Annotated in this window: 18 protein-coding genes; 12 read left to right on the plus strand and 6 right to left on the minus strand. The window is 44.6% G+C overall.

All coding sequences use genetic code 11. The annotated features are described in order from the left end of the window. The first annotated feature begins 48 nt into the window (after window positions 1-48). The 9 genes from JOC54_RS11370 (at window position 49) to JOC54_RS11410 (ending at window position 8993) form a co-directional block, all read left to right on the plus strand. Entirely contained in the window at window positions 49-1251 is a 1203-nt protein-coding gene (locus tag JOC54_RS11370) for a CaiB/BaiF CoA transferase family protein (RefSeq protein WP_204466403.1), read from the plus strand. A 1-nt stretch (window position 1252) separates the two neighbouring features. Next, window positions 1253-2194, plus strand: a complete 942-nt coding sequence (locus JOC54_RS11375; protein WP_204466404.1) for a hydroxymethylglutaryl-CoA lyase — start codon at window positions 1253-1255, stop codon at window positions 2192-2194. Window positions 2195-2318: 124 nt separating this feature from the next. Beyond that, on the plus strand, window positions 2319-3062 hold the full coding sequence (locus JOC54_RS23385; protein ID WP_204466405.1) for an IclR family transcriptional regulator: 744 nt from the start codon (window positions 2319-2321) through the stop codon (window positions 3060-3062). Between the two features lie 283 nt (window positions 3063-3345). Continuing rightward, window positions 3346-4353 carry a Bug family tripartite tricarboxylate transporter substrate binding protein gene (locus tag JOC54_RS11385; protein ID WP_204466406.1) on the plus strand — a complete coding sequence of 336 codons (1008 nt, stop codon included), beginning with the start codon at window positions 3346-3348 and terminating at the stop codon, window positions 4351-4353. A 15-nt stretch (window positions 4354-4368) separates the two neighbouring features. Beyond that, entirely contained in the window at window positions 4369-4809 is a 441-nt protein-coding gene (locus tag JOC54_RS11390; protein ID WP_054794630.1) for a tripartite tricarboxylate transporter TctB family protein, read from the plus strand. Between the two features lie 21 nt (window positions 4810-4830). Then, window positions 4831-6342, plus strand: a complete 1512-nt coding sequence (locus tag JOC54_RS11395; protein WP_204466407.1) for a tripartite tricarboxylate transporter permease — start codon at window positions 4831-4833, stop codon at window positions 6340-6342. Continuing rightward, window positions 6329-7018: an RraA family protein gene (locus JOC54_RS11400; RefSeq protein WP_204466408.1), complete on the plus strand. Its 690-nt coding sequence runs from the start codon at window positions 6329-6331 to the stop codon at window positions 7016-7018. Before JOC54_RS11395 ends, JOC54_RS11400 begins: the two co-directional genes overlap by 14 nt. Before the next feature lie 21 nt (window positions 7019-7039). Next, on the plus strand, window positions 7040-7942 hold the full coding sequence (locus tag JOC54_RS11405) for a DUF1932 domain-containing protein (RefSeq protein WP_204466409.1): 903 nt from the start codon (window positions 7040-7042) through the stop codon (window positions 7940-7942). Continuing rightward, window positions 7932-8993, plus strand: coding sequence for an Ldh family oxidoreductase (locus tag JOC54_RS11410; RefSeq protein WP_204466410.1), 1062 nt, complete (start codon window positions 7932-7934; stop codon window positions 8991-8993). The genes JOC54_RS11405 and JOC54_RS11410 overlap by 11 nt, the downstream gene beginning before the upstream one ends. Window positions 8994-9118: 125 nt before the next feature. Here JOC54_RS11410 and JOC54_RS11415 read toward each other — a convergent pair whose 3' ends face one another. From JOC54_RS11415 to JOC54_RS11440, 6 genes are all read right to left on the minus strand, one after another. Continuing rightward, window positions 9119-10081: a bile acid:sodium symporter family protein gene (locus JOC54_RS11415; RefSeq protein WP_204466411.1), complete on the minus strand. Its 963-nt coding sequence runs from the start codon at window positions 10079-10081 to the stop codon at window positions 9119-9121. Between the two features lie 6 nt (window positions 10082-10087). Next, on the minus strand, window positions 10088-11461 hold the full coding sequence (locus JOC54_RS11420) for an FAD-binding oxidoreductase (RefSeq protein WP_204466412.1): 1374 nt from the start codon (window positions 11459-11461) through the stop codon (window positions 10088-10090). A gap of 192 nt (window positions 11462-11653) precedes the next feature. Continuing rightward, window positions 11654-11977, minus strand: a complete 324-nt coding sequence (locus JOC54_RS11425) for a nucleoside triphosphate pyrophosphohydrolase (protein ID WP_204466413.1) — start codon at window positions 11975-11977, stop codon at window positions 11654-11656. Window positions 11978-12333: 356 nt separating this feature from the next. Further along, window positions 12334-13596: a metal-dependent hydrolase family protein gene (locus JOC54_RS11430; RefSeq protein WP_204466414.1), complete on the minus strand. Its 1263-nt coding sequence runs from the start codon at window positions 13594-13596 to the stop codon at window positions 12334-12336. A 15-nt stretch (window positions 13597-13611) separates the two neighbouring features. After that, window positions 13612-14775, minus strand: a complete 1164-nt coding sequence (locus tag JOC54_RS11435; RefSeq protein ID WP_204466415.1) for a hypothetical protein — start codon at window positions 14773-14775, stop codon at window positions 13612-13614. A gap of 125 nt (window positions 14776-14900) precedes the next feature. Beyond that, window positions 14901-16679, minus strand: coding sequence for a helix-turn-helix domain-containing protein (locus JOC54_RS11440; RefSeq protein WP_204466416.1), 1779 nt, complete (start codon window positions 16677-16679; stop codon window positions 14901-14903). Window positions 16680-16861: 182 nt separating this feature from the next. On the opposite strand from JOC54_RS11440, the gene JOC54_RS11445 reads away from it, so the two are divergent. The 3 genes from JOC54_RS11445 to JOC54_RS11455 are packed head-to-tail and all read left to right on the plus strand — an operon-like array spanning window position 16862 to window position 21176. Continuing rightward, window positions 16862-18658, plus strand: coding sequence for a glycoside hydrolase family protein (locus JOC54_RS11445; RefSeq protein WP_204466417.1), 1797 nt, complete (start codon window positions 16862-16864; stop codon window positions 18656-18658). A 58-nt stretch (window positions 18659-18716) separates the two neighbouring features. Continuing rightward, a complete protein-coding gene (locus JOC54_RS11450; protein ID WP_204466418.1) occupies window positions 18717-19442 on the plus strand; it encodes a response regulator transcription factor in 726 nt (241 codons plus the stop codon). Between the two features lie 12 nt (window positions 19443-19454). Continuing rightward, complete coding sequence (locus JOC54_RS11455; protein ID WP_204466419.1) at window positions 19455-21176, plus strand: cache domain-containing sensor histidine kinase; 1722 nt, start codon at window positions 19455-19457, stop codon at window positions 21174-21176. Window positions 21177-21232 lie beyond the last annotated feature (56 nt).

Consider the following 21232-nt stretch of genomic DNA (forward strand, 5'->3'; position numbering starts at 1 on the left):
ATGTGGTTTTTATTAATATATAGTGGGACAAATGAGGAGGGAAACGACATGAACACAAGTAATGGCCCGTTAACCGGAATCCGAATTATTGATGCTTCGACAGTTCTTGCCGCGCCTTTTGCGGCAAGTTTATTAGGTGACATGGGGGCGGAAGTAATAAAAGTCGAGCTCCCGCATACTGGTGATCCACTTCGTGGGCTGGGACCTTATAAAGAGGAGGAGCCGCTTCGTTGGCCGGGCATGTCGCGGAACAAACAATCAATAACGCTTGATATTCGTCAGCCAGAAGGTCAGAGCGTGTTTAAAGAGTTGATTAAAGATGCGGATATCTTAATTGAAAATTTTCGTCCTAAAACGTTAGAGCGGTGGGGACTTGGCTATGAGGATCTAAAGCAAGTCAATCCTAGACTAGTCATGGCTAGGCAATCAGGCTACGGGCAAACGGGACCTTACGCTGAAAAAGCGGGTTTTGGGACACCGGCTACTGCCTTTTCAGGCTACACGTATTTGCAAGGGTTCTCTGATCGACATCCAGTTAGTCCGGCTTTTTCGTTGATGGATTATATCTCTGGAGTGTTTTTAGCGCTTGGAACTGTAAGCGCTCTCTATAATCGGGATGCTCTAGGTACGGATAAAGGGCAGGTCGTAGAGTTAGGATTGTATGAAGCAATGTTTCGGATGATGGACTTTTTAGTTGCGGAGTATGACCAGCTGGGCAAAGTGCGGGAGCGTGCGCCGATGTTACATGGCCATTCAAGTCCGGCCGGGACGTATAGTACAAGAGATGATCATTGGGTCGTTCTCGTATGTAGTACGCAAAGAACATGGGAGCGCTTGGCGGAAGCGATGGGGCGAGAAGAACTCATTACCGATCCCAGCTATTTAACCAATGCGGAGCGCATGGACAATGATGAGGATTTGCAGCAAATCGTTCGTGCATTTATCAAGTCTCACGAGAGGGATGCTTTACAGCAGAAGCTCGATCACTATGGTGTGCCTATCTCTCCAATCATGAGTATAAAAGATATCTTTGAAAACGAGCAGTATCAAGCCCGTGAGAACATTCTTGAGGTTGAACATCCTCGTTTAGGAAAAGTAAAAGTTCCTGGGGTCGTGCCGAAGTTTTCGGAAACACCAGGCCGTATTCGCCATCGTGCACCTGATTTAGGGGAACATACGACAAGCATTTTGGCAAACCTCGGTTATTCAGAAGAACAGATTACCAGCCTTAAAGAAAATGGGGTGGTGTAGCATGGAGACACGGTTTCCAAAAAAAGTGACGGTCTGGGAAGTATTACCTCGCGATGGGTTCCAAATGGAGCAATGGGTTGAAACTGAGGAAAAAATAAAGCTAATCAAGGCACTCGCTGCTTCGGGGATTCGCCAGATTGAAGCAACGTCGTTTGTCCACCCGCGAGCAATTCCACAGTTAAAGGATGCAGAGGCAGTAATAAAAGGAGTAAAGGAATTAACGGATGTATCGTTTCGTGCGCTTGTTCCGAATTTAAAAGGAGCGGAGCGGGCAATAGGTACTGGTGTCAAAAAGATCAAATTGCTTTTGTCTGCGACGGATTCTCATTCGCTGGCGAACTCGAACTGTACGCGGCAAGAAGCTATTGAAAAATTGCTCCCTGTTGTCGAGCGCGCGAATCAAGAAGATGTCTATGTCGGAGGTGCTTTAACCGTGACGTTTGGCTGTCCGTACGAGGGAGCGGTAGGCGAGGAAGAAATCATCAAGCTTGTGCGTCGCTATCAGGAGATGGGCATACGTGATGTGTCTTTAGCAGATACGGCTGGAATGGGAAACCCGAGGCAGGTGTCATCGCTCTTACAGACGTTAAATCAGGAATTTGCGGCAATGTCTTTTTCGCTGCATCTGCATAATACAAGAGGGATGGCTTTTGCCAATGCTGTTGCAGGATTGGAGAACGGTGTTACTTCTTTTGATAGTGCAACAGCTGGGCTGGGTGGATGCCCTTATTTTCCAAGTGCTGCAGGTAATATTGCAACGGAAGATTTAGTGCATGGGCTTCATTTAATGGGCATTGAAACAGGAATTAATCTTGATCAGCTAATGATCGCGGCTAAAGAAGTGACGAAGGTTGTTGGACATGAAGGAAGCAGCTTTCTATTAAAAGCGGGTCAGAATAAAGATCTCGCTAAAAAACCAACAGGCCAGAAAAAACTAGGGTAAGAAAAAGGCTTTTGCTAATGCGTGCGTTAGCAAAAGTTTTTTCCGTTGTGCTAAAACGTTTGGAAACCTTGATTCATTTCATGTAATGTAAAGAGAGGAAGATCATGTGATAGGAGTGTGTAAAGTGGAAGGATCTGCTAAAGGGCTTCAAACGGTGCAGCGGGCTGTTCGTTTGCTCCAATGTTTTACAGTTAATGAACCTGAAATCTCTCTGACTAAGCTTACGCAAAAACTTAATTTACCCAAATCAACAACAGCACGACTCATTGATACGTTAATTGATGTTGGCATGCTAGAACGAAATGAAACCAATTTTAATTACAAACTTGGGCATAGTGTGTATGTGTTAGGGCGCGTCGCAGAAATATCCAATGATGTGGTCCAACTAGCAACTCCCCTGATGAAACAATTGCGTGATGAAACAAATGAGTCCATCGCTCTGTTTAAAATTGATGGAAACAAGCGAGTATGCGTTCAGCGCTTTGTTAGTTTAGAAGTCGTTACTCATAATGTAAGCATCGGTTCGAAACTAGAATTAGTAGTTGGGGCTACTGGAAAGTCTTTGCTTGCGTTTCAATCAAGTGAGTTTATTAAGGAATTGGTCGAGACAGTGCAAGACCAAGATCGGTTAATGCAGCAACTAGAAGAAATACGGTCAACGAATCAAGCATTAAGCATTGATGAGCGTGGTGCCGGTGTCAATGCGATTTCTTCAGCCATTTTCTCAATCTCAGGTAATGTGAAGTATTCACTGAGCATTACGGGTCCAAGTATGCGATTTACTGAAGAGAAAATGAAACAGTGGCAAGATCGCTTGCTTAAAGATGCGAACAAGCTATCTCAGGAATTAGGCTTCAAAGGAAGGTAATGTGAACCAAATTAGAACGGAACCTGTCATTGTTTTTTTGTGGCAGGTTTTTTGTTTTTAAGCTTTAGCTTAGCAGGCTATTTTCTGATTGATTTCGCGCGAAAGTAAAATTCATTTTAGAAAAAATATGAAAAAACACTTGAAAAGTTCCGTATAATGGTTTAAAAATACATATAACGGAACTTATCACTTCCTTATCGATTTATAAAACGAAAGCGTTTGCAATTAAGCTTGATTAAAAATGAAAGCGATTTAATTAGAATAGGAGAGGGAGGGACATGAAATGAAACAACGGTTGAAGAGACTTATTCCAATTGCAGTGCTTGCTTTGCTAATCGCTGGTTGCAGTAGTGATGAAGTCAATGAGGATGGAGCGAGTGAGTGGAAGCCTGAAAAACCAGTTGAGATGGTCGCGCCAGCACGTGCCGGAGGTGGTTGGGACACGTTTGCTCGGGTTGTATCGAATGCGATTATGGAACAGGAGTTAATGGAGCAGAATATCGGCGTTATCAATAAGCCTGGTGGAACAGGAGCTGTTGGCTGGGCCTACATTCAAAATGTAAATGACCCTCACCATATTTTTTCGACGTCAACAACAATGGTATTTTCTATGCTCGCTGGCAATTCAGATTACAACTGGGATGATATGACACCGATTGCTAACTTGGCTGCAGATTACGGCATTATTGCAGTACGTGCTGATGCTCCTTGGGACAGCTTAAATGAACTTCTGGAAGACTATAAAGAAAATCCTGATTCGATTACGGTTGTTGGCGGCAATACACCAGGTGGTTTTGATCACGTGCAATTTATCTCACTTGCTATGGAAGCAGGCATTCCGATGGAGGATATTAGCTACGTAACGGATCAGTCGAGTGGCGGGTTGCCTGTCCTGTTAAATGGCACCGTTGATGTGCTCACATCAAAGCTTGGAAGTGGTGCTGTGGAACAACATCGGGCAGGAAACATAAAAATCTTGGCTGTATTATCTGAAGAGCGTCTTGATTCGGAACAATTGGCAGAGTTCCCAACAGCGGTTGAACAAGGGTACGACACCGTGTTCGTCAATTGGCGCGGCGTCTATGGTCCAGGTGGAATGACGGATGCACAAGTTGCTTATTACGAAGGCATCATGCGTGACATTAGCGAGTCTGAACAATTTGAGGCAATCCGTAAACAGTTTGGCTGGGATGAATTGTTTATGGGGAGTGAGGAGTATACAGAGTTTATCAGACAAGAAGTGGAAACAAACAGCGTGATCATGGAAGAACTAGGGCTACTAGCTAAATAAGGAGGGCTGAGGACAATGACAATGAACCAAAAAATTAGCATCCCATTGTTTGCGCTGGCGATTGCGTATGTCTTAGCAAGTTGGCTGTTACCAAAATATGAATACATTTTAATTGATGCGGATATCTTTCCACTCATACTAGGAGGATTACTGGCGTTATTTTCAATCATCCTATTCTTTTCAAAAGACGAAGAAGGGGCAAAGATTTATATCGCAAAAAGTGATCTGAAAGTAATTGTTCCTGTAGTTTTGCTCCTCTTCATTTATATCTTGTTGCTAGAACCAGTTGGTTTTGTTCTGACAACGATGTGCTTTATCTTCATTTGTTCATTGATCTTAGGATATAGAAAACATCTTACAAATGGCATTGTAGCCATTCTCTTTCCCTTAGCTTTTTATCTTTTGTTTACTCGTTATCTAATGATTGCGCTACCAAGTGGAATTTTACCCATTTAATAATGGAAAAGGAGGTGTCTTATGAGCGGATTTAGCGGAATTATTGAAGGTTTTCAGGTTGCGTATAGTTGGGAAGGAATTTTGTTTGTTGCTCTTGGTGTATTAATTGGAACCGCAATTGGAATTATGCCTGGGTTAGGGCCAATCACGGCAATTGCAGTCATGATTCCAATTACATATGGAATGAACCCAACGTATGCGTTAGTGATGATGGCAGGTGTGTATTATGGCTCGATTTTCGGAAGTTCGACATCTTCAATTTTAATCAATACACCTGGTGCAGCAAGTACCGTAGCGACAACATTTGATGGGTATCCGATGGCGCAAAGGGGAGAGGCTGGAAAGGCACTGGCTATCGCGGCGATTGCTTCCTTTGTTGGAGGAACCGTTGCTGCGATCTTCCTAATGCTGTTTGCTCCAGTTTTAGCTGGATTAGCGGTCTCATTTGGTCCAGCAGAGTATTTTGCGCTAATGCTGCTGGGGATGACAGCAATTGCCAGTCTTTCCGATGGTTCCTCGATCAGGGCGTTTATTTCAGCAATTCTTGGATTTATGGCCGTTACGATTGGAATCGATTCTCAAACGGGCACGAATCGCTTTACATTTGGAAACGTCAATTTGTTGGAGGGAATTGATTTTCTTGTCATCGCGTTAGGGCTATTCGCTTTGGCAGAAGTCACGTATTTAATCATTAACCGACGTGATCGTTCTTTTGAAAAGCTATCAAATATCGGATCCATTCGCTTAACGAAAAAGGATTTTAAAGAAATAAGTGGACCGATGGGTAGGCATTCGGTTTTAGGATTCTTAATCGGGATTTTACCAGGGGCAGGAGCAACAATTGCCTCGTTTATGAGCTACATTACGGAAAAGAGAATTTCCAAGAATCCAGAAGAGTTTGGGAAAGGATCAGCCAAAGGGTTGGCGGCACCGGAGACCTCGACAAATGCAGCGTCAACTGGATCGTTTGTGCCGCTTTTGAGCCTGGGAATCCCTGGATCTGGAACAACGGCCGTTCTTTTAGGGGCGTTTCTCGTCTTAGGCGTTCAGCCAGGACCGCTGCTCGTGCAAGAAGAACCCGCGTTATTTTGGGGCATTATTGCCAGTATGTACTTAGGAAATATTATTTTAATCATTCTTAATCTACCTTTGATTCCTTACATCGCGAAAGTATTAAAGATTCCACGTCCGTTACTCATTTCACTTGTGCTGATGCTATGCATGATGGGCGTTTACGCGATTAGCTTTAGCACCTTTGATTTGTACTTGCTGCTACTCTTTGGTGTGATTGGTTATGTCATGAAATCGCTCAAAATTCCAGCGGCTCCCTTTATACTGGCGTTTGTTCTCGGTGATTTACTTGAAGAAAATTTCCGCATGGCGCTAACGATTTCAAACGGAGATTGGATGGTGTTTTTCGGCAATCCGGTTGTGCTGGGATTATTCATCGTAGCTGCTTTATCCGTTGTATTGCCAAACTTAAAGAAGTTTAAAAAGAATATGAAAGGAAAGGGATTGGATGAGTCGATTTAAACAATATCCAGAGATTTTTAAAGAAGACATCGTAAAGCGAGCAAGAAAGCTAAACAGCTCTTTGCTTGCTGATGCAATGGACGGAGCAAATTCGATGTCGTATAAAATAAGTCCCGTCGCCCAAGGGTACCAAATGATTGGAGCTGCGGTTACGGTTTCGATGAAACCAGGTGACAATTTATTTTTACATGAAGCAATTTATAGCGGTGGTCCTGGATATGTCTTAATTGCTGATGGCAAGGGGCACACCAAAAACGCCTACATGGGTGAACTGATGGCTGCTGCCGCTGAAGCATTGGGATTAGAGGGAATAGTGATAGATGGGTTGGTTCGTGATCGCTCAGATTTACAAGCGCTTACGTTACCCATTTACGCAAAAGGTTTTGTTCCAAATGGACCGTACAAAGATGGGCCAGGAGCGATCAACATCCCGGTTGCTTGCGGAGGGGTGACGGTCGAGCCAGGTGATTTAATAGTTGGCGATGATGACGGTGTAACCGTTGTGCCAAAAGACGAGCTGGAACAAGTATTTCGTCGTGCAGAGAAAAAACAAGCGTATGAAAAACAGCGGCTACAAGAGATTGCAGCATTTAAGAAAGAGCGAGAAGCGGGTGGCAAGAGTCTGACGATTGAACCAAGCTGGCTGAAAGACAAGATAAAGCCTTTTCTTAAATAGAAGAAAGATAGGAGTGGACAGATGATTGGATTTATTGGATTTGGTGAGGCTGCATACGAAATGGCTAAAGGTCTTGCGCAAGAGGGTTTAACCGATATGGTTGCGTTTGATCCTTTGCTGCAACAGCCAGAAAGCGGGATAGAGAAAAAAATGAAGGAGCTTGACGTCAGCCCCTGCTTTGAAGCAAAAGACGTCGCACGTCAACGGAAGGACTTAATCGTTGCCGTTCCAGCGCAATATGCATTAAATGCTTGTGAGAGCATTAAAGAGCAGTTAACTGCTGCGCATTTATATATTGATGTATCAGCATCTAGCCCAACAGTGAAGAAGAAAATTGCTCAGGTTGTAGCAGAAGCAGGGGCAGAAAGCGTTGATGCAGCGATGTTAGGACCGCTTACGGTGAACCAACATAAAGTGCCTATGTATAGCAGCGGTACAGGGGCACAGTCCTTTAAGGATAAGATGGAGCGATACGGCATGAACATAACAATTGTCAGTAATGAAGCTGGAGATGCTTCTTCAATTAAATTACTGCGTAGCATTTATATGAAGGGAACGGCAGCGTTGTTAGTCGAGTTAGTCGAAGCGTCGCAAAAACTAAACGTAGCGGACCAGGTCTTGACATCAATCAAAGGGACGATGGAGGCAAACCCCTTCGAACAAGTAGTGAATCAGCTCGTGACGGGCACGGCAATCCATTCTAAACGGCGGGCAATTGAGCTAGAAGGTTCACTTGAGTTGTTAACCGAGCTCGGCATGAATCACTTAATGACAGAAGCTAGCAAGGCGAAGCTAGACTATATTAGCCAGTTTGAACTACGCAATGCATTTCAAGGCACACGCCCGGATGATTGGCAGGAGGTAGTGCAAGTAATCGCAAAAGCCAAGCAATCAATGCAAAAGGGTGGGGTCAATGCACGCTAAGAAACAGGCACTTCAGGCACTAATTACCGGGATTTTCGAAAAAGCTGGCTTTAAAGAAAACCAAGCAGTCCGTTTAGCCGATCATCTTGTTTTAGCCAATTTACGCGGTATTGATTCACATGGTGTCAGTCGTGTGAAAACATATACAGACCGAATTCGTTCTGGCATGATAGCCGTCGATGATGACTATCGTGTAGAGCGAGATCTACCATCTAGCTGTGTAATTGATGGAAACAACCAGATGGGAATTTTACTTGCAACGGATGCGATTCAGCTTGCAGTAAAAAAAGCAAAAGCAACAGGGATCGGCATCGTTGGCATCCGTCGCTCGAACCATTGCGGGATGCTGGCCGATTACGTTAAATATGCAGCAGATAATGACTGTGTCGCACTTGCAACAACAAATGCGCCTCCAAGCATGGCCCCATGGGGTGGGAAAGCCGCTTTTTTTGGAACAAATCCGCTCGCATATGGGATTCCGGTCGCAGATGCAGAACCGCTTGTTTTTGATATGGCGACGAGTGTAGTTGCTAGAGGGAAGATTCGCTTAGCGTTAAAAAACAACACGTCTATTCCCTTCGGTTGGGCCGTATCAAAAGAGGGAAAGCCAACGGATGACCCAACGATTGCGCTTGATGGTGGGACGGTGTTGCCAGTTGGCGGACCAAAAGGATATGGACTTGCTTTCTTTGTTGAAGTTCTTTCTGCGCTCATGACGGGAGCGAGCTTCGGACCTCACCTCGGTAGCTTATACAATCAGGAAGAGCAAGATGTAGGGCAGTTCTTTCTCGTTTTTAGAGCGGATTTGTTTGTGGAGCTTGATGACTTTAAACAACGAATGGCGCAAATGGCAACCGAGGTAAAAGCGAACCCTCATGCGGACGGTGTAAAGGAAATTTTTTTACCAGGCGAACTGGAATACAGAGAACAAGCGAAGCGTGAAAAAAAAGGTATTCCTTTAACTGAGGCGGTAGTTCGTGAATTAGAAGAAGTTGCTGCGTTTTACGGCGTTGCTATGGACCGGAGTAATTTGCTTATTGAGAGAGTTTAGAAAGCTCTTCTTGCCTAGACTCTCCTAGAAAGTTGCCCGAATTCACTTGTTAAACCCCACATAAGCTCCAGCCAATAAAAATACAATGAAAGGCAGCTGAACAATAGGTTCAGCTGCCTTTTATATTAAGCGCTCTTTTTCTTTTCTGGTTTCGTCTCGTCATGTAAAGGTCGTTTTGACCAGTATGTTGCCATAATGGGCCCGGTAATATTATGCCAAGCAGCCCCGATCACGCTTGGAATAGCTGCGAGTGGAGTTAGATGGGCGGTGGCGAGTGTGACGCCAAGTCCTGTGTTCTGCATGCCGATCTCAATCGAGACAGCACGTCGCTGGCTTGGGGTGAGACGGAAAGCGGCAGCCACGGCGTAGCCAAGCAAGAGTCCGGCGCCGTTATGGAGCATAACCGCAACAAAAGCGATCAGTCCAGATGCAGAGAGGCTTTCCGTATTTGCGCCGACAACAGCCGTAATGATTGTGAGAATGGCGAGAACGGACACGAGCGGCATCACCGTGATCGTTTTATCTGCGAATCTCGGCAGGACGCGGCGAATGAGCAAGCCGAGTATGACTGGAACGAGAATCACTTGAATGATCATCATAAACATGTCGAAAAAATTGACCGGCATCCATTGGCCAGCAAGGGCATACAAAATAGCTGGCGTGGCGAATGGCGCAACGAGCGTTGACAGAGAGGTCATCGTAATCGATAAGGGTAAGTCGCCTTTAGCGAGATAAACCATCACGTTGGAAGCTGTCCCACCAGGAACCGACCCAAGTAAAACGAGTCCAGCGGCAAGCTCTGGAGGCAAGTTTAACAAATAGGCAATGGCCAGAGCGGTCAAAGGCATAATGGTAAATTGGGCAACGAGCCCGAGTACAACGGGAAGTGGGTGCTTAGCAACGAGCGTGAAATCAGCTGGCTTCATCGTCATCCCCATCCCAAACATCACAATCCCGAGCAGGATGGGGATATAGCTACTAATGGGAATGAAGGGATCTGGAACAAAAAAGGCAATCAGTGCAGCCACAATAACAAATACGGCGAAATACTTTCCTGCAAAGGCGCTGATAGCTGCGAGTTGTCTCATGCTCGGTTACTCCTTTACCTGTACAAGCTTATCGGGATTTAAACGATTTTGTGGATCGATTGCTTGTTTAATTTTTTGCATAACGGCCAGTGCTTCGCCATGCTCTTCTTGTTGGTATTTCTGCTTGCCAATGCCAACGCCGTGTTCGCCGGTGCATGTGCCGCCAACAGCGAGGGCTTGGCTCACGATCGCCTCATTAATGGCGGTCGCCGCTTTAACGTCAGCGTCGTGGTTAGGATCGAACATCAGAATGATATGGTAGTTCCCGTCGCCGACATGCCCGGCAATTCCGCCTTCTAGAATCGATTGATCGACGGCTTGACGGGCATAGTTGATCGCGTCGGCTAATTGAGAGATCGGGACACAAACGTCAGTCACCATCATTTTTTTGCCTGGATTGCTATGGATAAACGCGTACGCTAAATTATGGCGCGCATCCCAGAGCTTATTTCGCGCAGCATTATTGTGTTCAAAATCGATCGCTTGGCAGCCGTGGTCGCTTACTATCTCTTTCGTAAACGCCACATCGTGCTTCAGTCCGGCTTCATTGCCATGGAATTCAAGAAAAAGCGTGGGTTTAACCGGGTATGTCGTCTCGCTAAATTCGTTTACTTTTTGAATGGAGGCTTCATCCACAAGTTCAACCCGAGCGATTGGGATGCCTGCTTGTAAGATTGAAACAACAGCGGCAACGGCATCATGTACGGTCGGAAAAACAGCCCGGCCGGCAACGATATGTTCAGGAATACCGTATACTTTTAAAGTGATGGAAGTAAAACAGCCAAGTGTGCCTTCCGAACCTACAAACAGGCCATTTAAATGGTAGCCAGAAGAAGACTTGGCGGCATTGCTGCCTGTTTGAATGATTGAGCCGTCGGCAAGTACGACTTCGAGATTTCGCACTTGGTCACGCATTGTTCCGTATCGGACGGAAGTTGTTCCGCTTGCGTTTGTCGCTGCCATGCCCCCCATTGTCGCATCGGCACCAGGGTCGACAGGAAAGAACAGCCCATATTTCTTCAATTCATGATTTAATTGTGTGCGCGTGACGCCTGGTTGAACGGTGACAAGAAAGTCTTTTTCTTTTATTTCGATAATATTGTTCATTTCAGAAAAATCAACCGAAATGCCGTCCTCCCGCGGGATAACAAGACCTTCTAGACTTGTTCCAAGCCCAAATGGGTAAATCGGTCGGTTAAATGTTTGAGCGACTTTCATCATTTTGCTTATGTCTTGAGCGTTATACGGATAAACAACAACTTCAGGCTTAACCGCTTGGTGATAGGATTCGTCTTTGCTATGTAATTCAAGAACAGTCTCGTTTATCGTTACTTGTGGCACGCTTAAAGCATCCCGAAGTGCTCCAACTAGTGTGGACATATGTTTACTCCTCCAGTACAAAAATGAGTTAAACCGATTATACATGAAAAGAGACCGATTCGTAATGGTTTCTTTGAAAGATTATCTGACGAAGGGAAGGGTGGTCATCATGGGATACGCTAGTTGATTAAAAGATTCTTCGCTGGTAAAAAGGTCAAAGTTAGTTTAGAAGGTCGCCTTTCACTCCTCTGTTTAATCATCGACTTTTTCTAAGAAAACTCGCTTTTTAAATCCACCACGTTCGGCGCTTTTTTGCTTGCGGATCGTTTCCACTTCATGAAAAGAGCTATTGTGGATGCCTACGAGACTATGAATGACTTCCAACACATCGGCTAATTCTTCGAGCGCCTGACCGGCGGTATCTGCAGCTAGGTATTCGGCAATTTCCTCTTGAAGTTTGAGACGGATCTGCTCTTCATATTCATGTTGGGAGAGAGTTCGACTTGAGTAGGATTTTCCATTCTTCTGTATGACTTCCGGAACTTTGTCACGTACGAGTTTATTGTATATAGGCATGGGAAACGCCTCCTTAATCTCTTGTTAGCTATAGTTTACTGAATTGTTTGATTGTGTTGAAGTGTAAGATCGTGAAAAAGTCACTCTTGCTAAGTCTGTCGAGCAATCACATAACTAAAAATAGTAGTTGAAAAGACGAATCATCTAAAATATGCTGAGTAGCACCGCTACGGGAGAATTCCTCGCTTTCCGGGGGCACGGCCTCAGCCTCTTCCGTGGAAACCCACCACTCCAGAGTCTTCGGATTCTCCTCCCGCTCATTTCATTTTAAAACAAATGACGAACGCTCCTCTTTTCAGGAATGTTCGTCATTTTGGTCTGTCTATCTACTGTTGTCCCAGCCTCTTATCTTTACTCTAATTCGTCACGCTGGCTGCTTTTGCAAGTGTATCTTTAAATACCTGTCCATCCTTCATCACAAACGTAATGTTTTCATGGTTTTCGACAACCTGTATGTCTTCAAGTGGGTTGCTGTTAACGAGAATGAGGTCAGCCCATTTACCAGCCTCAATTGTGCCGACTTTCTCGCCCCAGCCCATACATTCAGCAGCGGTCTTGGTAGAGGCAACAATCGCCTCCATTGGTGACATTCCGATCTCGCACATGAGCCCCAGTTCACGTAGGTTAATGCCATGAGGGAAGACGCCTGCATCGGTACCCATCGCAATTTTTACGCCTGCTTCATACGCTTTTCGAATGCTTTCTTTATGGATGTCGATCACTTCTTTCGACTTCTCAATTGCATAAGGTGCCATTGTGTTGGATGTTTCCGCTGCTTCTAGCACGGCGAGCGGAGCGAGCAAGGTTGGGACAAGGTATGTGCCGTGCTCAAGCATTAACTCCAGCGCTTCATCATCAATGTAAATCCCATGTTCAATTGAATGGATACCTGCTCGCACGGCGTTTTTAATCCCTTCCGCACCTTGCGCATGAGCCATGACCTTGACGCCTTTGCGGAACGTCGCTTCTTCAACCATGACTTCAAGCTCTTCTTGTGAAAACTGCGTAAATTCAGGGTGATCAGTTGGACTCGATACACCGCCGGTAGCGTGGACTTTGACGACATCAGCACCAGCGCGGAGCATTTCCCGCACGGTTTTGCGAACTTCTTCGCGCCCATCGCACTTACCGTCAGGCATGCCTGGATAGACTGGCGCTGTTGTATCAATTCCGGAAATATTCCAGCTATCGCCATGTCCACCTGTAATCGTTAGCGGGTTAATGCTGACCTGCATCCGTGGTCCAGAGACAAGCCCGTCTTCCACAGCTTTCTTAATGCCTGCGTCGGCAAAGCCAGCATCACGTACCGACGTAATGCCCGTTTGAATTGTTGTTTCCAGTCGTTTAGCCGCTTCAAAAAAACGATAGGAGAACGGCGTAAGCAGCGATTCTTGGACATTTTTAATTTCCAGTGCCATATGAACATGGGTATCAATTAATCCGGGCAGAAGGTACTGGCCGCCGCCGTCGATAATGGTCGCATCATTAGGCACAGCAATCGATTGTTTCGTACCAGCTCCAAGTATGTGGTTGTTCTCCACGAGCACAACAGCGTCGTTAACGCAGTCTTGTCCAGTTCCGTCAATTAGTGAAACATTTGTAATGGCTGTAATTGTCATAGGTATCCGCTCCCTTTATAATGTTGAAATTAAAATGCTGGCAATGGCTACTGAGCCAACTGTTACAGAGGTAAATCCTCCGATAAGCATCGGTGGCATTAAATCGTCCATAATTCGTTTTTGTTCCGCCTCGTTCCGTCCCTCACTTCGGCTAATTTCTTCAACAATCAGATAATCACCAGGAAAGCCGTACAACGCCGTTAACACAACTGGAATGGATTTATTAATGTCCCACTTAAATAGCTTGGCACCAATCACTGCTCCGAGCATCAGGCCAGCAATTCCAATGACCATGATCACCATGACGGGAAGAAGCGATGCAACAATCTCACCCCACGTGACGCCGATCAATGAGTTAATGACAACGAAGATTAATGCAATCATCGTAATGCCTGAGCTGTTCGCTTTATCCATCGATTTTTCAGGGAAAAAGCGTAGGGCAGCACCTGCAACACCGATGACGAGTGCCCAGAGGCTAGCGTTAATGCCGGTTAGCTGACCAAGAAAAACAGCAAGGGCACCACCTGCAAAGAGAAGGAAGATAATGACGAAATGGCTCTGCATCCAGGCTTTCGGCAGAAGGTAGCTCTTCTCCTGCTCCTGTTCCGCTGCATCAACCTCCTCTACTTCAACTGCAGCGGCTGCTTCATCTGTCCGAATTTTCTTTGCATAACGTGAAAGAAAGATCGACGTCAGCGGCATGCCGATAAAGTTCTGAATCGTAAAGACGGCAATTGGAACAGCGATTATGGCTGTAAAGCCTGCCTCTCTCAACCCTTCGGAGGTGACGATATAGGCAATAATACCGCCCGTTATCGGACCAGCGCCGGCAACCGCCGTTTCATAGTTAAAGAAAAGCGTGACGAGCGTCAAAACACCAACAACGGAAAACGTTAAGCCGATTAGCGTAATTAAGACCGCTTGATACTGCTTGTACATCGTTTTTAATGGAATCATTGTTCCTAGATGAACGATTAAGACAGGAACAAGGACGCCTCCTACCGCAACAAAGGTGGACGCTGCAATATAGGATTCGGGTAAAATGCCTGTCTGTAATAAAACAAATACCGTAGCAACAACAACAAGAAGCATTGGGATACGCGCACGAGATTTAATCGAAATGACTTCTCCGATAGCGATAATAGCGATAAACAATAGTGCTAGATAAATAGGCTCCATGCCGAATCCCCCTCTGTCAATGTGGTGCATTGCTCGTTGACGAAAGAGTCTGAACAAATGCTTGTTACCCACTATAGTAGAAATAGAAAGACAATTCTATAGCTTTATTCGACAAAGTTCACTGCTTATTTTTGTCCATCGTCGCTAAATGGGTTGATTTCTAAATAGTGCGCGATTTTCAAAGCCAGATGGATGTCGAAGCTTTGATTAACGGATAAGTTCGTAATCCCAAGCAGTTCATAGATTTTTTTTAAGCGGTATTTGACTGTATTAACATGTACGTACAGCTCTAGCGCTGCTTCTTTTAACCGTTGCCCTTGTTCTAAATAAACAAAGAGCGTCTTCACTAAATCACCGCTCGCATCATGATCAATGATGGGCCCAATTTTATCAGAAACGTACTGGGTTAAGTCAGCTTCATTCATATCTAAAAACAAGCGATACGGTCCAAGAGAATCATACGTTATCACCTGATTCGTTCGCTGTTTTCGCTGCAAATAGTGAATGGCACGGACCGCTTCAGCGTGAGCGTCCTTTGCCGCAGAAAGAAGGTTGACGGGGCGCCCAATCCCAGCATAGCTGGAAAGCGTCCATTTCTGTTCAGCGTAGCCAAGCAATTCTTGTAGAAAGGTTTCAATTCCCAGAAACGATTGCTTCGGTGAAACGACAAATAAGAAGGTTAAATCAAAGTGTCGTTCATAGACGATTGCTGTTTCATGAAGCTTAGACAATTCATAATAGACTTTGCGCATCAACTGTTGCTTCATTCGATTGTACAAAGGCATCGGAACACGACCGTGTTCTACCTGGACCTTCGCTACAACATAGTGTTGATGAAGCCCTGTTGGTAAATGCATTAACAAGTCTTGGCTCGGCCCTTCAGGTTGTTTTGAATGAATCATCATCTCTAACAATCGTCCTGTATACATTAAATCATTTACATCCTGTTTCTCTCGTTGGTGGAGCTCCATCACAAATAGCGGGAGTGCCTGTTCAATCGCAACCTTATCTAGTGGGTTAAGCAAGGCCTGTTTACTGCCAATAAGAATAAGCAGTCCGATCGGCTCCCCATCAAGCTGTATCGGAAACGAATAGAGCTCGATCTCTCCTCTACCAGTTGACCACGTTTGCATACTAAAGTTTCTCGTCACAAATAGCGATTCAATCATTTCAGCTAAAAGTTCGTCAGGAAGAGTCTGCGCCCGCTGCTCAGGAAAACGAGATAATTCTTCTCCGAATTCATTAAACACAACAACATCTTTAGAAAGCAAACGAGCAAGTGCGGCAGTAATGTCCCCCAAACCACCATAGCTCAGCGATACGCGCGATAGCGCTTGGTGAATCTCCTGAGTCCGCTTGTTCTGCGAATACAACCGCGCATTTTCCACCGCAATGGAAGCTTGACGCGCGAAGGTTTCTAGCAAATCCAAATCATGCGCCTCAAACGTGCGGTTGCGTTCAAAAATATCAACCGTAAGCACCCCGATACATGTGCCATCGGAAAGGTGGAGCGGAACGGAAATGGCGCTAACTGGATAAGCAAGCTCCACAAGAGATTGCTCATAATAGTGGGCATTCAATTGACTTAAGTTCGCCATACCAGCCTTCGTATCTCCAAGCTGGGAATAGATGCTGCCTTTTTTCTGTTGAAACGTCTTCCCACTCATGCCTTCACCCGGCTTTAAGCGAACCTTTCCCAACGCATCCATCGTAAACCCAATCGCGCTTTCCGCGTAAAGGACGTTCTGCTGCTCATCGTATAAGAACAAGACGCCAGCCGTTGAGCCGTCAATAACTTGCAACGCTTCTTGCAAGAGCTGGCGCAAGACATCTGGCAGTTCCCTCGTCGTACTTAATACACGAATTGACGCCATTAAGCTGTTTAGTTGTTTTTCCGTTTTCATGAATGCACCGCCTTACAAGTGGTTCAATCTAGCATAAGGGAAGGAAGGGGGATTGGCTAGTGTTTTTGGAGGGGGAGATGTTGGGAATGTCTTAAATCGAGACTACTAGATCTTAACTTAGCAGGAATAGAGGAAATGGGTATCCGCGCTATACTAAATGGAAGAATGAGAGGAGGAGCTTCATGAAACCTTTAATGAAAGCGTTTGCTTTTTTGGTGGTTATTTTATTTGGAAGTTTGACTGTGACGGATGCTCATGGAGAGACACATGATTTGCCATTATTCTACTATGAACAGACAATCATTGATCCAGAACAGATGATGTATGATCCGACGGGAGAGTATGATTTCCCGACAGTCATTCGCGCTGAAGATTATTTTGACGAACCTCTTGGAATTTACTACATGTATTACGGCCCGCATGATAGACCTGGCGGGATTGCTCTTGCTTATGCGGATTCCATTGAGGGTCCATGGATTGATTATAGTGGAAATCCAATTATCGCAAGAGATTGGCAACCTCATTACAGTGTATCCCACGTTGCTTCAGCACACCCAATTTGGAATGAAGAGGAAGAGAAATTGTTTCTCTATTTCCACGGAGAAAATTCAGTAACGCGCCTTGCTACATCTGAAGATGGCATTTATTTTGATTATGAGCAAGTTGTCATCAGTACGAGTGATTTTACTGGAATTAATGAAGCCTCTTATGCGCGGGTATTTGAGCATGAACTTGAAGGGAAAGACAATCGTTACGTGATGACGTTGATGGGAAATAACAATGGCACGAGGAAAATCTATTTAGCATGGTCAAAAGATGGACGTGAATGGGAGACGCAGCAGGAACCGCTGATTTCACCTCAACCTGGCCAAGGCGGCAATCTATCCGGTGCGTATTACTTCCCTTATAACGGAAATCATTATGTAACGGTTCACGGAGGATCTGGTAATCAATATGTAATCGATGTTGGTGAAAATTTTGATCAGGAAATTCATTTAGGCGCTTATTATCAGCCAGGACAAGATTCTCCAGAGAACGGACGAGCTGCCTCTCGTTCCTATATCTACTCGGAGAATGAGCTTTACATGGTCTATGAAGCAGGACAGCGTGGTTCAACAAAAATTGCGCTTGCTCGAGCCATTTATGACGAAGAATTAAAGGAAATGGCTAAAGTCACACTTCGATCCACGGATGTCGTTTCCTCAACGAATAGCGAAATTGAATTTGAATTAATAGCCGAACGTTACGATGGATCGCTGATTGATCAGCAGGAGTTGGTAATTGAACTAACGTCAAGTGATCAGTCAATCGTTCGCATTGATCAGGGAAAGCTCTATTCAGCTTCAGAAGGATTTGCAACGGTTGAAGCCGAAGTGTATTACAACGGAAAACGTCTTACAACAAACTCTATCTTATTTGAGGTTCGGGAAGGGGAGGTATGGAACGTCATTGACGAATTCTTTGTTGATTATACAAGGCGTTGGCAAATTGCTAAGGGCAGCACGGCTCAAGGGACGATTGAGCAAGGGGCTGGGTTCGTTGACATTAAGGAAAGCCGAAGAGGGAGTGGTTCCTTTCATTACCTCACTCACACCGGATTTCACTTGCCTGATTATCACTTTACCCTTGAAGCCGAGCTTGCTGTACTGGGACCGAGCCATGGAAACGAAATTAGTATTAGACAAGGTAACCAGCAGAAATCAATCTTTATCAAGTATGATGGTGAAAGAGGCTGGATTCAAGACAGACTGAATCAGCCGACGGTCTCAGTCGAAGTTGATCCAACCGTGCAAGCCCGCTATACGATTGTTTCAACAGGAAGAACGACGCACGATGTGTATCGTGATGATGAGTACTTATTCCAGTCATCATCGACCGCACAATCGGGGCAAGACCTGATAAAAATAGGAGTGGATTCACAAGGTGACGCAGAAATGCGTGTTGAAGCGCTTCGAATTCAAACCAATGCTAGTGAGTGACCGAGGATGAACCTTCTAATCAAGAAGGTTCTTTTTCTATAAAAAAGGAGGGATAAACGTGTATAAAGTTGTTATTGCCGAAGACGAGAAAATGATACGAAAAGGACTCGTCACAATTGTTGATCAACTCGTTAGCGATTTTACCGTTATTGGTGAGGCCGACAATGGAGAGAAGGCGCTTGAACTGCTTGCTCATGACTGCCCTGATGTCTTGCTGACAGATATTCGAATGCCTAAAAGAGACGGGCTTTCATTAATGAAAGAAGTTCGAGATTATTTTCCAAAGGTGCGCATTGTCATCGTAAGTGGTCACGAAGAATTTTCCTATGCTCAGCAAGCCATACTGCATGGGGTGAGTCGCTATATATTAAAGCCAATTGATCGAACAGAAGTGGTAGCTGCTTTTGAAGAGATTAAAGCTAGCTTAAGTGAGGTGGAAGAGAATCTTCATGAAGATCAGTTAATCCAGCAAGTAGACGCCTATATTAAAACGCATATAGACCAAGACATAACATTAACAGATGTGGCTAAGCTCGTGCATTTACATCCAACTTATTTCAGCCAATGGTTTAAGGACAAGAGCGGGAAGAACTTCTCTACCTATGTCACCGAAAGAAGGTTGAAGCGAGCTGAGACGTTGCTGGATCAAACCAATCTGCGCATCTACGAGATCGCGAGAATGTCAGGTTATCAAAGCCAGAAACATTTTATGAAGCTGTTTAAGAAAGAGAAGCAGTGTACACCAACGCAATACAGAAAAAAGATGTTTATGCAACAAGAGTGAGGTGGGAAAAGCATGTCACTGAGACCGAAGATTATCGTCTTGTTTCTTGCAATTGTGTTAATCCCTTTAAATCTGTTAGGAATGATTACGTATGCGTATTTCTCGAAAACGCTGGAGGATCAAACATACCATTATACGGTACAAGTAATTGATCAATTAAATGAGAACGTCAATTCATTTATTGATGAAATGCACCGATTATCGCTCCTTCCTCTGTACGATCGGGAGATTTTAACGATTTTAAAGAACCGAACGGAGAACGCCTATTCTTATTATCCACAAACAGAAGAGCTTGAACGAATGAGCTCATTTTTATCTACCCTCTCCTATAATCGGCAAGAACTTTCCGGAGTTCATATTATTGCACGGGATGGGAGTTTGTTTAGCGACCTCGGCTCACCTCGAACGGTTCATCGTTTTAGTGATGAGTCTAGCTTCTGGTATCAAAGTATTCGAAAAGGTGAAGGTGCCTCTTTACTCGTACCTACTCACGGTCCAGCCTATATTTTAGGAAACGAGAAGACCGTTTTCTCAATCGGGCGCTTGCTTCGCGATCCAGAAGGATTTCGTCCACTTGGTATGATTAAAGTCGATATTGAAATGAGCTATATTGAATCACTATTAGCTAATCTGGATTTATCAGACAAAGCATCAATAACAATGGTTGATAGTCAGGGTCAGCTGATTTATGAAACTGGAAAAGCAATAACGCCTCTTTTACAAGAAGAAAATGAAGAAGGCGAGGCGCTTGTTGAGCGAGAACGAGTCACGGTTGATGACGTAGACTATTTGCCTGTTCTCCGTCAATCCAGCGGGGAAGTGCAGACAATTGTTTTGTTACCAGAGCAAGAAATTGTTGGTGCCTCACAGTCACTCCGAATCGTGACCATCGGTTTAATGGTAGTCGTATCAGGAGTCATCCTTCTTTTAGCCAGATTCGCTGAGCGTTCTTTAACAAGACCAATCTTTGAATTACGCCAAATGATGGCAAGGTCCGAGAAAGGAGAATTTCATCATCGTATGAAGCCATCTTCAAAAGATGAGCTTGGTCAGCTTGCCCTTAGTTATAACCATATGATGGAGCAAATTAATGAGCTAATTGAAAGAGTGTATCAAACTGAAATACGTGAAAAAGATGCCGAAATAAAAGCGCTGCAAACGCAGATGAATCCCCACTTTATATACAATACATTAGAACATATTAATATGATCGCCATTACGAAACACGAATATGAACTTTCTGATATGGTCGCGGCTCTTGGACGCTTAATTCGCTACAGTATTGATCAAAAAACCCGTTTCGTCCCATTGCGTGATGAACTCGCTTTCGTCAAAGCGTATATTGCCATTCAAGAAAAACGATTAGAAGGAAAGGTAATATTTGACATCACGATACCAGAAGAGATGTTGACGTTGTCCATACCAAAATTGATACTCCAACCATTACTTGAGAATGCGATTGAGCATGGTCACAAACATGGTGAAATAACAGGGGGAATTTCTTTAACAGGTTGGCAAGATCACTCGTTTTCTTATTTGAAAGTAAGTGATCAGGGGCAGGGTATGAAGCAAACCATAGAGGGCAAACGATTAAGTCGTGCGGCTGGAAACCAAGTAGCACTTACCAACATCGCAGACCGACTTGTTTTGCTTTTAGGAGAACAAGCGATGCTTACCATTAATAGCGAGGAAGGAATAGGGACGTCTGTCACAATTACTCTACCAAAGACCTGAATAAAAGATACCAAATCAAAAACCAACACCCTCACTATTTGTAAGCGCTTTATTTA

Origin of the sequence: Shouchella xiaoxiensis (assembly GCF_016907895.1) — a bacterium.
GTDB lineage: Bacteria > Bacillota > Bacilli > Bacillales > Bacillaceae_D > Shouchella > Shouchella xiaoxiensis.